Genomic DNA, 14,018 nt, shown 5'->3' with positions numbered 1-14,018 from the left:
TTCTACGATTTGTAAGTTCTTTAAATTTAGTCGTTTTTATAGGTAAATCAAATATTTTGCCGTATATTTGTCTTTTGTATTGGAATATTTCTGGAAAACATGCAGGTTATACCGATTGAAGCGGGACCGGTAGCCACGATAGGTTACTTGGTTATAGATAAAAAATCCAAAAAAGGAGCAATCATTGATGCGCCCCTTGAAAGCACTACATATTTTGACTCTCTAATCACGGAAAATAAAATCAAAGTAGAAGCTATAATTTTAACTCATACTCATTGGGACCACGTTGCAGATTTAGCAAAGCTACAGCGACTAACACGAGCAAAAGTTTACGTTCACCAACAAGACGAATATAGATTGACTGAGCCAATGAATCATACTATAATTCCTCTGCCTTTCAATATTGAATCGGTCGAGGACTACAAACTTATCACTCACGATGACGAAATCAAAATTGGCAACTTATCGTTCAAAGTTGTGCATACTCCGGGTCATACAGAAGGAGGCATATGTTTGATTGAACACAACCACAAAATCATTTTCGCCGGAGATACCATCTTCAACGAAGGTATCGGCAGAGTTGACTTGCCGGGTGGTTCGATGGACACTCTTTTGAATTCAATCAAAACTGTATTGATGAGCTTGCCTGACAATTTCAAAATTTACAGCGGACATGGTCCGGCTACTACGATTGGATGGGAGCGCCGTCGCAATCCCTTTTTGAATTAGTCTTATGACAGAAATCATTAATCAAGCGTTGATTCTATGAAGATTCATTTGATACAAATAGCGATACTTTTAACTGTTGTATGCTTTTTACAAGCCTGCTATTCGTTTACAGGTGGCTCGATTCCGTCGCATCTCAAGACTCTTTATATAGCGGCTGTAAACGACAATAGTGGCTTTGGAAATCCTGAATATCGAAATTTGTTGACTGATAATTTGATTAATGTTTTTCGTACTGACAATTCATTTTCTCAAGTGGATTTTGGTGGTGATGCTCGCTTGACTGTTATAATCACAGCAATTCGCGAAAATCCTGTTACTGTTAGCCCGGGTGAATTAGAAACAGAACGTAAAGTGGAAGTTCATTGCGATGTCGAATATTATGATAATGTCAAGAAAAGCGTGATTTTCAAGAAAAATTTTATGACTTATGACATATATCCTGTATCTGACGCTATAACAGGGCGTACACAAGCTATTACCACCGCGCTAACTCAAGTTGCAGATGATATATTGTTGGCAGTTGTATCGGGTTGGTGATTTTTTTCATATTTTTGTGTTGTAAAAATAATTATTGGCAATAGTCATTGTATATGGAAAATATTATACTCATTATTTACTTCGTTTCTCTAAGCATTTTATTTATGTTCGGTATTCATGGCGTGATTTTGCTCTATTACTACCGCAAAACACACGCTGCAAATCATCCGAACGAGAAAATGCCTGAAACATTCCCTCTTGTCACAATCCAATTGCCTATTTTCAACGAGAAATACGTTGTAGCAAGGCTTATTAAATCGATTTGTGAGATAGAATACCCAAAAGACAGACTTGAAATCCAAGTTCTCGATGATTCGACAGACAATACAACCGAAATCGCACAAGATTTGGTCAATCAGTATGCCGCTAAAGGATACGATATTGTATATGTCAACAGAAAAAGTCGCAATGGATTCAAGGCAGGTGCACTTAAATACGGGCTCGAATTTGCGAAAGGGGAATTTGTAGCAATTTTTGATGCAGACTTTGTCCCTAATAGTGACTTTCTGCTCAAAACAATTCCACATTTCAATAATCCCGAAATTGGCATGGTCCAAACAAGATGGGAACATCTTAACGCGGAGTATTCCTTCTTGACGAAGGCTCAAGCACTCGCTTTGGACGGTCACTTCGTGATTGAACAACAAGTGCGGAATAAAGCCGGATTCTTCATCAATTTCAACGGTACAGCCGGCGTTTGGCGACGCGATTATATTTTCGATGCCGGTAATTGGCAAGCTGATACACTCACAGAAGACCTTGACTTGAGCTACCGTGCTCAGATTAAGGGTTGGAAATTCCGTTTCCTAAATGATGTTACTTCGCCTGCTGAATTACCTGCAGACATCAATGCTCTCAAGACACAGCAATTTCGTTGGACGAAGGGTGCGGTCGAAACTGCAATCAAGATGTTACCCAAAGTTTTCAAATCTAATCTTTCGCTGAAAGTGAAGTTTGAGTGCTTTGTTCATCTAACATCAAATATTGTATTTCCATTCATTATTGTCGTAGCATTGCTCAATATTCCACTGGTTGTAATCAAAAACACAATTGGCGGATTTGACGAATATTATTCTATGATGTCAATTTTTGTTCTTGCATCGGTGTCAACATTTTTGTTTTATACTTATGCCCAAAAAGCTTTGCATTTGGATTGGAGGAATCGTTTATTGCTGTTTCCGGTCTTTCTTGCCGGAAGTATGGGATTTGCGGTAAATAACTCCAAAGCAGTAATCGAGGCTCTCATCGGCAAAAAATCTGCATTCGCACGTACACCAAAGGAAGGCATCGTCGGGATGCAGAAATCAGGCACTGCCAAATCGTACTTCCAACGCAAAATTAGTGGCACTGTAATCGTCGAATTGCTTTTGGCGCTCTATTATGTTGCAGGTATAATTATTTCGGCAGCATATCTCGAAATTGCAGCTATTCCGTTCCAACTTCTCTTCTTATTTGGATTTGGCACAGTTGGATACTTGTCTTTGCGACATGCACTTGCCAAGTAGTAAGAAAATTTAATATTTATATGGAGACAGATATTATTTTCTGTCTCTTTTTTTATATATTTGCAATTCAAATTTGTGACTCTTGATATGGGATTTAGGTGGACACAATCAGCCAAGATAATTTAAGAGAATATGACATTACCGAAATACTCGGCATAGCTTGGAATATTTACCGAGCTAAATACTATCTCTTATTCTCGATTGGATTTTTAGTTTATTTGCCGTCGAATATTCTTGTGGCAACAATGCCACATATCAATATCGAACATCTTTTGGGTGCAGACTATATCTCAAGATTGGGCTTCTCGGCTACTTTGATTAGCTCAATGCTCTTAGGATTCGGCGGAAATATAGCTATTGCCATTGCAATCAACCAAATTGTGTTTGAGCAGCGCGAATCCGTGAAAAGTGTATTAATGCAATTCCTCTCGAAAATGTTAAAAGATTGGTACGTCAATATATTAGTTATAGGAGTGTTTTTTGTAGCGGCTTTGTTGTGGCTAACGTCAATTTTTCTTAACGCTTTTTTGTTTTTGTTGGTATCAGTGCCTGCAATAATCCTACTCGTTTATTGGGTTTTTGGGATTTATTCGTTCGCTATGCGTGATTTGAACCTATATGAATCACTGAAATATAGTTATGCTGTGGTATATGGGCGATGGAGCAAAGTATTCTTATACACAGTATCTTTATTTTTATTGTCATTAGTTGTCGTGATTTTTTCAGCTATACCATTTTCATTGTTAGGTGGAAATGTGGTTTTGGAAGTTACTTTCAACACATTAGTTTCGATTTTATCTTCATTTTTCGTTGTTGCATTCTCTGTTTTCTTCGTAAATTTTGAAGAATCATCAAATAAAAAGCACTAAATAGTAACTATTTTCAAAAAAAAGTGAAATTTATTGAAATTACTTGTAACTTTCTGATAACTTCATGTGTCTTTTATGAAAGCAATAATCTGAAATTGTTCAAAAGCATTTTGTGGATTTACCGAAACTTGTTAACTTTGCTATTTACAATTAGAACATTTTTAAATTTATTTTTGTTAAAACATTTTAAGGAAACGTAATGAAAAGATTCTTTTACACTTTACTTGTGATGGTAGTATTTCCTGCCCTCGTGTATTCACAAGGCCTTTTCCTAAACGAAGCATCTACTTCGCCTGCCCAAAATCATATGAACGAATCTGAACTTCTGCAAATAATTCCGGAAGTCAGTTATGACAAACAATTGGCACCATTTAGTCAAGGTAAATTCAAGGAAATCGGTATCACGATTGACTTGATTTTCAACACTTATTACTCGGGCGTAACTCCTTTTGTTTACGAACCCAATTCAGGTACTTTGATTTATGTCCAAACTGATAGAATCAGAGTTCCCGAAGGCTCCGACTCTGCAGCCTTGACAGGTATCGTTAGAATTTATACTTCACAAGACGGTGGCAACAATTGGCAAACTCACGAAATTTACCGCAAATGGGGCTCTGTTCCTGTGAATGCTTCAATCGCTGTATTGAATCCTAACAATGAAACAAATCCTGCGAACTTTAAGTACGTAATCTCAACAAGACATTTTGAATTGGTGAGAGAAATGGGACAACCTGATGATTATGCCGGAAAAGGTGGACTCTTCTTGCTTTACGAAGGAAACAACTTCTCATATATTGAATATCCTGAAGCAGGACCTTTGTCGAATAACCCGGGCACAAACCAACTTTGGAGTATGACCAATATGACTGCATCAAGTGCAAAGGGTGGCAATCACTTTTATTCGGGCGGTTTATTGACACCGGCTAATAATTTTATTCAATATGGTTACTATGGATTTGGTTATATTGAACTTGAAACTTCCGATGTTGGTTCTTCAATTCCTCCTCAATTTAATTACGACCAATTCAAACCAAGTTCAGGTGGCTTAGGTTCTTCATTTACAAGCCAAATGAATCTTGACGTTGACGCTCAAGGCAATGTTTATGCAGCCGTTAATAATCATTTTAAACCAAATACTGATGACCCGGCTCGTGTTGTTGGCGTTTCAAAATCCGCTGACAATGGTAAAAGTTTCTCCGAATTCAATAAAATGTCATTGTCCATTATTGAGGACTTTGTGTCATTCAAGGGTGGAAGCACTGCAATTGGTTCAGCTCAACCCGGCTTATATCCTTATGCTTCCAATGGTTTCAGAGTTACAGCGGAAGACGAATACAGCTTTATTTATAGAATATTTAGTTGGGCATCAACAGAATCCGGTGCTGCATTTATCGTAGAAGCATTTAGAAAAGATGGTCAATGGGGAATGAGAGAAATTTCTACATTTAATGGACACAAGTGGAGAATCCCATATGTGATTCAAGATACGAATGCAGCTTCAGCACCACCACGAGATGAGTTCTTTAATAATTCAAGACAACAAGAAGTTCAACTTGCTATTACTGCAGATGGTCAATACCTTATTGCAAAATGGATGGACAACCGCGATAATTTAGTTAAATTGGAAACACCACAAACTTTAGTAGGTGGAGGTGTAGTTGATTCAATGTTAACTACTGATATTTTCTATTCATACAGAGCAGTTAATGGTACACAATGGTCACCGGCATATAATTTGACTGATGACGTTTGGATGAACAAAGGTACTTGGATTCCAAATATTGTTCCAAGTATCAACCAAATACCTATCATCGAACATGCAACTGTTAGATTTACAAATCCTGCTAATCCAAGACTTAATTATCCTTACTTTATGCAAAATTATGTTGTACAAGCAAGTATTCGTAATCATATTCTTGTTGCTACTTTTGACGGGCTTAATCCCGGCAATATCCGTAACGAACAGATTCAAATTCCAGAAGGCGTCGCTGGTGCAAGTGTTGATGAAGAAAATTATAACTTCAGAGTGTTCAACATGAACCCTAATCCTGTTGATAACGAAGGCTACATCAACTATCAATTAGATGCTCCCGGTCATGTAACAATCGACATTCACAATTCATTAGGCCAAAAAGTCATGAACGTACGTAATGCATTCACAGACCAAGGCTTATGGCAAGCTAATTTCTCAGCTTCAGAATTACCATCAGGTGCTTATTTCTACACTTTGACCTTCAATGGCAAATCTGTAACAAAAACAATGCACATTGCTCGTTAATTCTTAGAATTGAATTCCAAATTCAAGGCTGTCTCACAAGGGCAGCCTTTTTTTTGCTCAAAATTGTATATCAAAATCTCTCGGACGATTCCATGCGATTGCAGAGTAAAATCTTTGCATTCTCATTGCGTCAATTTATCCGTTCAGGAGGCTTTAAAACTCGATTTCCCTATTGAATACATGTTACAAAATGATTGTAAAAATCTCTTAAATATTTTGAAATTAATCATCCAAAAATATGAAATTCATTGACCTCGATACACAATACAAGCGGCTAAAAAACTCCATAGACACCGAAATATCAAAAGTGCTTGATTCGGGCGCCTTCATCATGGGTGGCAAAGTAGCGGAATTGGAGCAACTATTAGCCGACTATGTTGGAGTGAAACATTGCATATCTTGTGCATCCGGAACAGATGCACTATTAATGCCACTTATGGCATGGGGCATTGGCAGGGGAGACGCCGTATTTACTACACCGTTTACATTCATAGCCACAGCTGAAGTAATTGCTCTAACAGGAGCTACACCCGTTTTTGTAGATATTGACCCCAAATCGTTCAATATTGACACAAATGAGCTCGAATCCAAAATCAAACAAGTCATTTCCCACGGGAATTTGAAAGCTAAAGCAATCATACCTGTGGACTTATTTGGATTGATGCCGGATTATTCCCAAATTAGCGAAATAGCCGCAAAATACGGACTCAAAGTTATCGAAGATGCGGCACAATCATTCGGAGCTACGCAATCCGCAAAGAAAGCAGGTAGTTTCGGGGATGTAGCAGCCACATCATTTTATCCTGCAAAACCGCTCGGATGCTACGGAGATGGTGGGGCAATTTTCACAAATGACCCGGAAACAGCAATGCTACTGCAATCAATCAGAGTTCATGGTCAGGGCGAAGATAAGTACAACAATGACCGAATAGGCATTAATGGGCGATTGGATACTATTCAAGCCACGATTTTAATTGAAAAAATGAAAATTTTCGATGAAGAACTTTTGATGCGGAATAAAATTGCTAATTCATATGCTACGCGCCTCAAAACTGTTAAAACTCAATTCATTCCTGAAAGTAATTCAAGTGCTTGGGCATTGTATTCAGTGCTCGCAAAAGATAGCGAGCATCGCCGAATCATAATGGAAAAATTAAGCCGTCAGGGCATTCCGAGTGTTATTTATTATCCGAAGCCTCTACACTTGCAAAAAGCCTTTGATGACCTTGGCTATAAAAAGGGTGATTTTCCGATTTCCGAAATGATTTCAGAACGCATTTTCAGTTTACCTATGCACCCATATTTGACCGAAACGGAAATCAAGCAAGTATGCGAAGTGGTGAATTCGTATGAATGAATTAGCAATTATTTGGAATAGATAATACAATTTGAGCTACCGTCGGAATTTCGAGACCATTTTTGGTCTGTAACGATATTTCCGTTGCCTACAATTTTAGTCTTTACACCACCGGCATTCAAAATTGCAAGAGCACTTCTGAGTGGCATTCCTTTCAGCACAACTATTGCATCAGGGCTTTGGACAGTGTCAGTGGCTACGATTGTCATATCAACGATTTTCCCGTTTATTGTTCGGCTATGTGCTTTGGGATTTTGCGCCAACACGATTCCTTGCGAATTGCCGGAATAAGTCAGCCCAAATCCGCGATTTTTGAGCAAATCCTCGGCTAATTCGGACTTCAATCCTACAATATTCGGTACTAAAACGGAATCCTTGTTAGTTTTGGTACTGTCAACAAATTTATTAGCAATTGCAGTATTTGGATTTGCTCCCGTCCATTTGGAAGCAATTCCTCTGAAAATTGGAGCAGCAGTAGCACCACCGTAGATGCTCGTGCGAGGTTTGTCCAACATCACGATTAATGCTACTTGTGGGTCGTTAGCCGGAAAATAACCCGCAAACGTAGCTGTATAATTTTCCTTAGAATATCTACCGTCAACGATTTGTTGCGAAGTACCCGTTTTCCCGCAAATTTCCAATCCGTCAACTCTTGCAGCTTTGCCGGTTCCTCGGCTTACGACGCCTTTCAATATGTCAGTCAATCTTGCAGCCGTTTCCTCCGATATTACACGTCTGACTACTACAGGATTCTGCGAATAGACTTCTCTCCCTTCCGAATCGAATACTGAACTTACTAAATAGGGTTTCATCAAAGTGCCGCCATTAGCTACAGCACCGTATGCGTTTGCCATTTGAAGCGGCGTCACCGATAAACCATAACCAAAACCCAAATAGCGTTTTGTAGAAGATGTGAAATTTTTTGGTTTGGGTAATTTTCCGGTCACTTCACCCGGGAAATCAACATCGGTTTTGATGCCGAAACCGAAATCTCGCAAATATTTGTAGAAATTATTATCGCTCATCATATTTGCCACAGTTGAAAGTATGATGTTAGATGAATATTCCATCGCCTGACGGAAAGAAATCCTCCCTAAGGGCTTTACATCGCGAATTACGTAGCTTCTCATTGTGAGAGTGCCAAGGTGACCGTCTAACGTATCAGTTTCCTTGATGATATTCTCTTCTAAAGCAGCGGCTGCCGTAATCAGCTTGAACGTCGAACCGGGTTCGTATGTATCGGTAATCGCTCGCATTCGCAAAAAGGCGGAGGACATGCCACCGGGCTTGTGTGGGTCGTAACTTGGGTATGATGCTATGGCGATAATTTCGCCTGTTTTCGGGTGTAAAGCTATCACTGTACCGCTCTCGGCACCGGCATTTTCTACACCGGTTTTCAATTCATGCTCGACAATTCGCTGCAAATCAATGTCAATAGTAAGATTCATCGAATAACCATCGAATGCCGGAATCAATGGTAAATCTGCTGCCGGACGTAACCTGCCTGCACCATCACGATTCATTATCATATAACCATCGCGACCTTTCAACAAACTATCCCATTTGAGTTCTAAGCCGCTCAAACCATGGTTATCAACGTCCGTAAAGCCTATTAGCTGCGATGCGATATTATCATATTGATAAATCCGTCGCGGCTCGCGAATAAGAATCAAACCTTTGTCGGAAAATCCTACCAACTTGTTAAACTTTGTAGGGTCAGCCCTGCGTGTTATCCAAACGAATGATTTTTTTGATGCTTTAACTTTTGAAATAATTCCCGATGCACTGTATCCGTAATCATGTTCGACAGCATTAGCAAAACCCTTCAAATCTTGGATATGGCGAGGGTCAATAGCTATCGAAACGCTTTCAAAATTTGATGCGATTACTTTGCCATTACGGTCATAAATAATGCCTCGTTCCGGTGTCAGATTGACTTTTGATTCGTGTTGGCGTTTAGCTTTTGACTTGTATTCTTCATTTGAAATGACCTGAATATCAATCAATCGCCAGATAATTATTGCCATTCCGATATTGACAGTAATCAAAACCAACCAGAATTTCCAAAATTTCTTTTGCCTTATTTCATTTTCAGGAGCGTTCATATAGCGTTATTCGATTACCTGCGGTGCAACATCAGGGGTTACCATATCTAATTCTTCGGTTGCATAATTGATAATGCGCTCTGCTGACTGCAAATGAATTACTTGCGATTGAAGTCGCTTATTTTTGTCTCTCAGTTCATTTGCAAGCTTTTCCAACTCACGTTTTTGCACAAGCAAACCGTTAATGCTCCTAACATTGGAAACAAAAACTAATGCCGCTGCCGCAGCAACAACGATGAACACAAGCACTAACCAACGGTTGTCCTTGAGCCAATCAGTTATTTTCGTTGTAAAATTAAACATGATAATAAATCTGCATCATAATGCCTAAAAAAGAAAAGAAAAAGTATTCCCCCATACTAATACAAACATACAAACAAGAAAGATGAATAAAAAACAGAAAAAAATATAATATTTGAAAAAAAAGTTTTTGTAAATAAAAAAATCTTGCTATTTTTGTAGTTCTCTATTTGAGATGAGAATAATAATAAACAGGATAAACGATGCCTAAGATGAAGTCAAACGGATCTGCCAAGAAGCGGTTTAAAATCGCTTCAAGCGGTACTATAAAGCGACGCAAAGCTTATGGAAGTCATATTTTGACTAAAAAAAGTTCTAAGCGCAAAAGAAATTTGAAGCAGTCAACAGTCATCAGTGATGTTGATGTTCGTGGTGTAAAAAGATTATTAGCAAAAGCCTAAACGGCTAAATCGGGCAAAAGGGGTAGCGGCTCTCCCTCAGCCCTAAAATATTAGGAGGTTTGTAACCATGCCAAGAGCAAATAATAAAGTAGCGGCTCGCAATAAAAGAAAAAGAATTTTAAAGCTTGCCAAAGGCTATTGGGGACTAAGAAAGAATGCTTGGACCATTGCCAAAAATCATATCGAAAAAGGTTTACTTCATGCCTTTGTAGGACGTAAATTAAAGAAACGTAGCTACAGAAGCTTATGGATAATGCGTATTAATGCTGCTGCTCGTGAGAACGGTACTACATACTCACAACTTATCCATGCTTTGAAGATGAAGAATATTCAGATGAATCGTAAAATCTTAGCAGATTTCGCTATGAACAAACCTGAAGTCTTCCAAGCGATTATTCGCAATGCAATGAATTAAGAGTTTTTGTATTGTTATTTGAAATATTTTTAGTATTTTTGTAAGCTATTCAATTTGGGCAGATACCGAAGCGGTTAAACGGGGCAGACTGTAAATCTGCTAGGTAACACCTTACGGAGGTTCGAATCCTTCTCTGCCCACCACCAAGATTTTAAATTGACAGCTTTTGCGGGAGTAGCTCAGTTGGTAGAGCATCAGCCTTCCAAGCTGAGGGTCGCGGGTTCGAGTCTCGTCTCCCGCTCGAAAATTTGAGAAGTCATTCAGCATATTGCTAAATGGCATCGCGGTTTGCGAGTATTGGCATTATGCTGATGTAGCTCAGCTGGTAGAGCACGTCCTTGGTAAGGACGAGGTCACGGGTTCAAGTCCCGTCATCAGCTCAGCTGAATACGGGTGTAGCTCAATTGGTAGAGTAGCGGTCTCCAAAACCGTTGGCTGTGGGTTCAAGTCCTACCACCCGTGCAAATTTTTCGTGGTGTGCCCTATGGGTTATGCCGAATTTTTTACGTTAATTAATAAAGTTCAAAATGGTTGGTAAAATAAAAAAGTTCACCGGTGAAGTTGTCTCCGAAATGAAGAAGGTCTCATGGCCCTCAAGAGAGCAATTGCGTGAATCAACTATTGTTGTGGTAGTCGTCACCGGCATACTCACTGTTTTTACATTCATTATTGATGAAATAATGACTTTTTTCATGAAATCAATTTTTTAATCCGGCGATACAAGTATGACTGATTACGGCGAACATATAGACGAAACCAAGATTGAACCGCGATGGTATGCTATTCGGACTTACACAAGTCACGAGGCTAAAGTCAAGACGGGTATCGAAGCCGAAATCAAAAGAATGAATTTGCAAGAGAAAGTTCTCGAAATTGTCATTCCGCAAGAAACCGTCTTTGAAGTCAGAAATGGCAAGAGAAGAACTCGGATTAAGAACTTTTTGCCCGGATACATTCTCATTAAAGCCATTTTAGATCGCAGAACTCGGGATATCATAAGCCAAGTACCATCAATCGTTAGTTTTGTTGGTCGTCGCAGCGAGCCCGTTGCTTTGCAACCACACGAAGTTGAGAGAATTATCGGAAGAGTCGAAGAACGCAAGGATATTACAACTGTCGAAACTTCTTTTGCCGTTGGTGACCCTGTCAGGGTTATCGAAGGACCATTCAACTCCTTCAACGGTACTGTAAAAGAAATTAACTTCGAAAAACAAAAACTCAAAGTTGAAGTCGGAATCTTAGGCAGGAAAACTCCTGTCGAGCTTGATTTCAGCCAAGTTGAATTAGAAATATAGAATTTTAGTAAAGTATAAATAAAGCACTTATATGGCAAAGAAAGTAATTGGTTCGTTCAAGTTGCAGCTCAAAGCTGGGGAAGCAACAATGGCGCCGCCCGTAGGTCCGGCTTTCGGTCAGCGAAGCCTTAACGGTATGGAATTTGTAAAGCAATTTAACGGTAAAACTTCGAAGGATATCGGCACGATATTCCCCGTTTTAGTTACTTATTTTAGTGATAAGTCGTTTACTTTTGTTATCAAATCCCCACCCGCTTCAGTTTTGCTTGCTAAAGCTGCCGGATTAAAAAGTGGTTCGAAAGAACCGAACAAAGTGAAAGTTGGAAAAGTAAATCGCCAACAGATTGAGGATATCATCACAATCAAAAAGAATGACCTCAACGCTTATGATATTGAAAAATCTGTTTCCATGATAGCCGGAACGGCTCGAAGCATGGGTATAGTAGTCGAAGACTAATTTTTGTAATTTAATATAATTAATAACATGAAAAATCGAGGAAAAAGATTCAGCGCACTGCTGAAAAGTTACGACCAAGACGCAATATATGATGTAAATGATGCAATTCCGCTCGTTAAGAAAAATGCTACTGCAAAATTCGACGAGTCCTTTGAAATGGTCATGAATCTCGGTGTCGATCCTCGTAAAGCAGATCAAATGGTTCGCGGTACTGTATCGCTGCCCCACGGCACAGGTAAGAACGTCAGAGTGCTCGTATTGGCAAAAACACCGAAAGATCAAGAAGCTTTAGACGCAGGCGCCGATTATGCAGGTCTTGATGAATATGTCGAAAAAATTAAGGGTGGTTGGGCAGACATTGACGTTATTGTCGCAACTCCCGATGTTATGGGCGAAGTTGGTAAACTCGGTCGTATATTAGGTCCTCGTGGCTTGATGCCGAACCCCAAAGTCGGTACTGTTACTTTCGACGTAGCGAAAACAGTCGTAGAATTGAAAGCCGGTAAAATTGAATATCGTGTTGATAAAACCGGTAACATTCATGCCGCAATCGGAAAGTGCTCATTTGATGTAGCACAACTTACTGACAATGCCAATGCTTTATACTCAAGTATATTGAAAGCAAAGCCTTCGACGGCTAAAGGCAAATACATTAAAAAAGTTGCGTTTTCCTCGACCATGGGTCCGGGCGTAAACGTCAAAGAGTCAACTTTTAATAACGAATAAGACTATTACGCGCTAATTTCAGGCTCGCTTCTCGCCCCAAAACGGGGTTGTGTCTGAGATTAAACATATAATTGGTAATATATATTTATGGTAACAAAAAAGAAAAAACAGCAATTAGTTGACATTCTTGTCAATCAACTGCAGGAAGCTGAAGGCATCTTTCTTGTAAATTTCGAATCTATGGACGTTGAGTTAACCAACCGATTCCGTAAATTAATTTTCGAGAAAGAGCTGAAGTACAAAGTGGCTAAAAATACTTTGCTTCGCAGAGCTTTAGACGTAGTCGGCAAATTCGATGTCCCTGATGACGTTTTGAAAGGTCAGACCGCCATCGTTTTTGGTTATAAGGACCCGACTAAGCCCGCAAAGGTTATCAAAGAATTCTCCGAAAAAGGTGGCAAGCCTGCTTTCAAAGCAGCAGTCATCGAAGGGCAATTCTTTGGCAGTTCGCAACTAAGTGTAGTCGCTTCGTTGCCGTCTCGTGACGATTTAATGGCAGCTATTGTTGGCAGCCTCGGTGCTCCTGCATCCGGTATCGTCGGTACTATTAACTCTGTATTGAGTGATGTCGCATCATTAATAGAAGAAGTTGCTAAAAAGCAGAATGATGCTGCGTAATTAATTATTTTGTAAAATATTTTTAAAAAAGTGAGTTTATAATGTCAGAAAAAATAGAAAAATTATTAGAAGAAATTGCTTCTTTGACACTTCTCGAAGCATCAGAACTTAAAAAAGCAATGGAAGACAAATTCGGTGTAACTGCCGCTGCTCCTATGATGATGGGTGCTATGGCTGCTCCTGCAGCTGCTGCAGCTCCTGCTGAAGAAGAACAAACTGAGTTTGACGTAGAATTGACTGAAGCCGGCGACAAGAAATTGAACGTTATCAAAGTCGTTCGCGAATTGACAGGCATTGGTCTGAAAGAAGCTAAAGACCTTGTAGAAGCTGCACCTAAAGTTGTTAAAGAAGGAGCTTCGAAAGATGAAGCTATGGATATTAAAAAGAAATTGGAAGAAGCAGGCGCTAAGGTTACACTTAAATAGC

At 39.3% G+C, this 14,018-nt stretch carries 16 protein-coding genes and 4 tRNA genes; 18 read left to right on the top strand and 2 right to left on the bottom strand.

The annotated features are described in order from the left end of the window. Nucleotides 1-99 precede the first annotated feature (99 nt). The 6 genes from M9949_01320 to M9949_01295 all read left to right on the top strand — a co-directional run bounded on the left by M9949_01320 (nucleotide 100) and on the right by M9949_01295 (nucleotide 7,275). Entirely contained in the window at nucleotides 100-729 is a 630-nt protein-coding gene (locus M9949_01320; GenBank protein MCO5250041.1) for an MBL fold metallo-hydrolase, read from the top strand. A 48-nt stretch (nucleotides 730-777) separates the two neighbouring features. Beyond that, the gene (gene lptE, locus M9949_01315; GenBank protein ID MCO5250040.1) at nucleotides 778-1,266 is read left to right on the top strand and encodes an LPS assembly lipoprotein LptE; all 489 of its coding nucleotides are present in this window, start codon (nucleotides 778-780) and stop codon (nucleotides 1,264-1,266) included. A 104-nt stretch (nucleotides 1,267-1,370) separates the two neighbouring features. Further along, nucleotides 1,371-2,771, top strand: coding sequence for a glycosyltransferase family 2 protein (locus tag M9949_01310; protein MCO5250039.1), 1,401 nt, complete (start codon nucleotides 1,371-1,373; stop codon nucleotides 2,769-2,771). Between the two features lie 98 nt (nucleotides 2,772-2,869). After that, a complete protein-coding gene (locus M9949_01305) occupies nucleotides 2,870-3,640 on the top strand; it encodes a hypothetical protein (protein MCO5250038.1) in 771 nt (256 codons plus the stop codon). 199 nt (nucleotides 3,641-3,839) lie between these two features. Further along, nucleotides 3,840-5,918 (top strand): T9SS type A sorting domain-containing protein, encoded by a 2,079-nt coding sequence (locus M9949_01300; GenBank protein ID MCO5250037.1) that lies wholly within the window; start codon nucleotides 3,840-3,842, stop codon nucleotides 5,916-5,918. Nucleotides 5,919-6,156: 238 nt separating this feature from the next. Next, nucleotides 6,157-7,275, top strand: coding sequence for a DegT/DnrJ/EryC1/StrS aminotransferase family protein (locus M9949_01295; GenBank protein ID MCO5250036.1), 1,119 nt, complete (start codon nucleotides 6,157-6,159; stop codon nucleotides 7,273-7,275). 8 nt (nucleotides 7,276-7,283) lie between these two features. On the opposite strand, the gene M9949_01290 is transcribed toward M9949_01295, so the two are convergent. Further along, a complete protein-coding gene (locus M9949_01290) occupies nucleotides 7,284-9,380 on the bottom strand; it encodes a penicillin-binding transpeptidase domain-containing protein (protein MCO5250035.1) in 2,097 nt (698 codons plus the stop codon). A gap of 6 nt (nucleotides 9,381-9,386) precedes the next feature. Continuing rightward, nucleotides 9,387-9,683, bottom strand: a complete 297-nt coding sequence (locus M9949_01285; GenBank protein MCO5250034.1) for a cell division protein FtsL — start codon at nucleotides 9,681-9,683, stop codon at nucleotides 9,387-9,389. A gap of 200 nt (nucleotides 9,684-9,883) precedes the next feature. On the opposite strand from M9949_01285, the gene rpmI reads away from it, so the two are divergent. The 12 genes from rpmI to rplL all read left to right on the top strand — a co-directional run bounded on the left by rpmI (nucleotide 9,884) and on the right by rplL (nucleotide 14,017). After that, the gene (gene rpmI, locus M9949_01280) at nucleotides 9,884-10,081 is read left to right on the top strand and encodes a 50S ribosomal protein L35 (protein ID MCO5250033.1); all 198 of its coding nucleotides are present in this window, start codon (nucleotides 9,884-9,886) and stop codon (nucleotides 10,079-10,081) included. Nucleotides 10,082-10,148: 67 nt separating this feature from the next. Beyond that, nucleotides 10,149-10,496 (top strand): 50S ribosomal protein L20, encoded by a 348-nt coding sequence (rplT, locus tag M9949_01275; GenBank protein ID MCO5250032.1) that lies wholly within the window; start codon nucleotides 10,149-10,151, stop codon nucleotides 10,494-10,496. 56 nt (nucleotides 10,497-10,552) lie between these two features. Continuing rightward, nucleotides 10,553-10,639 (top strand) — tRNA-Tyr (locus tag M9949_01270). Nucleotides 10,640-10,664: 25 nt separating this feature from the next. Then, nucleotides 10,665-10,737: transfer RNA gene (locus tag M9949_01265), tRNA-Gly, on the top strand. 66 nt (nucleotides 10,738-10,803) lie between these two features. Further along, nucleotides 10,804-10,876: transfer RNA gene (locus M9949_01260), tRNA-Thr, on the top strand. Nucleotides 10,877-10,885: 9 nt separating this feature from the next. Further along, nucleotides 10,886-10,958, top strand: a tRNA-Trp gene (locus M9949_01255). Nucleotides 10,959-11,023: 65 nt separating this feature from the next. Beyond that, nucleotides 11,024-11,206, top strand: coding sequence for a preprotein translocase subunit SecE (gene secE, locus M9949_01250; GenBank protein ID MCO5250031.1), 183 nt, complete (start codon nucleotides 11,024-11,026; stop codon nucleotides 11,204-11,206). Between the two features lie 15 nt (nucleotides 11,207-11,221). Further along, nucleotides 11,222-11,791, top strand: coding sequence for a transcription termination/antitermination protein NusG (gene nusG / locus M9949_01245; protein ID MCO5250030.1), 570 nt, complete (start codon nucleotides 11,222-11,224; stop codon nucleotides 11,789-11,791). A 31-nt stretch (nucleotides 11,792-11,822) separates the two neighbouring features. Then, nucleotides 11,823-12,248 (top strand): 50S ribosomal protein L11, encoded by a 426-nt coding sequence (gene rplK, locus M9949_01240; protein ID MCO5250029.1) that lies wholly within the window; start codon nucleotides 11,823-11,825, stop codon nucleotides 12,246-12,248. Between the two features lie 27 nt (nucleotides 12,249-12,275). Continuing rightward, complete coding sequence (gene rplA / locus M9949_01235) at nucleotides 12,276-12,974, top strand: 50S ribosomal protein L1 (GenBank protein ID MCO5250028.1); 699 nt, start codon at nucleotides 12,276-12,278, stop codon at nucleotides 12,972-12,974. Nucleotides 12,975-13,061: 87 nt separating this feature from the next. After that, nucleotides 13,062-13,592: a 50S ribosomal protein L10 gene (gene rplJ, locus M9949_01230; protein ID MCO5250027.1), complete on the top strand. Its 531-nt coding sequence runs from the start codon at nucleotides 13,062-13,064 to the stop codon at nucleotides 13,590-13,592. Nucleotides 13,593-13,633: 41 nt separating this feature from the next. Then, nucleotides 13,634-14,017 (top strand): 50S ribosomal protein L7/L12, encoded by a 384-nt coding sequence (gene rplL / locus M9949_01225; GenBank protein MCO5250026.1) that lies wholly within the window; start codon nucleotides 13,634-13,636, stop codon nucleotides 14,015-14,017. Nucleotide 14,018: the final 1 nt, after the last annotated feature.

This window comes from Candidatus Kapaibacterium sp., assembly GCA_023957315.1.
Taxonomy (GTDB): Bacteria; Bacteroidota; Ignavibacteria; order Kapaibacteriales; family UBA2268; genus PGYU01.
The sequence above is the reverse complement of the archived record's forward strand: the minus strand, read 5'-3'. Positions and strand labels throughout refer to the sequence as shown.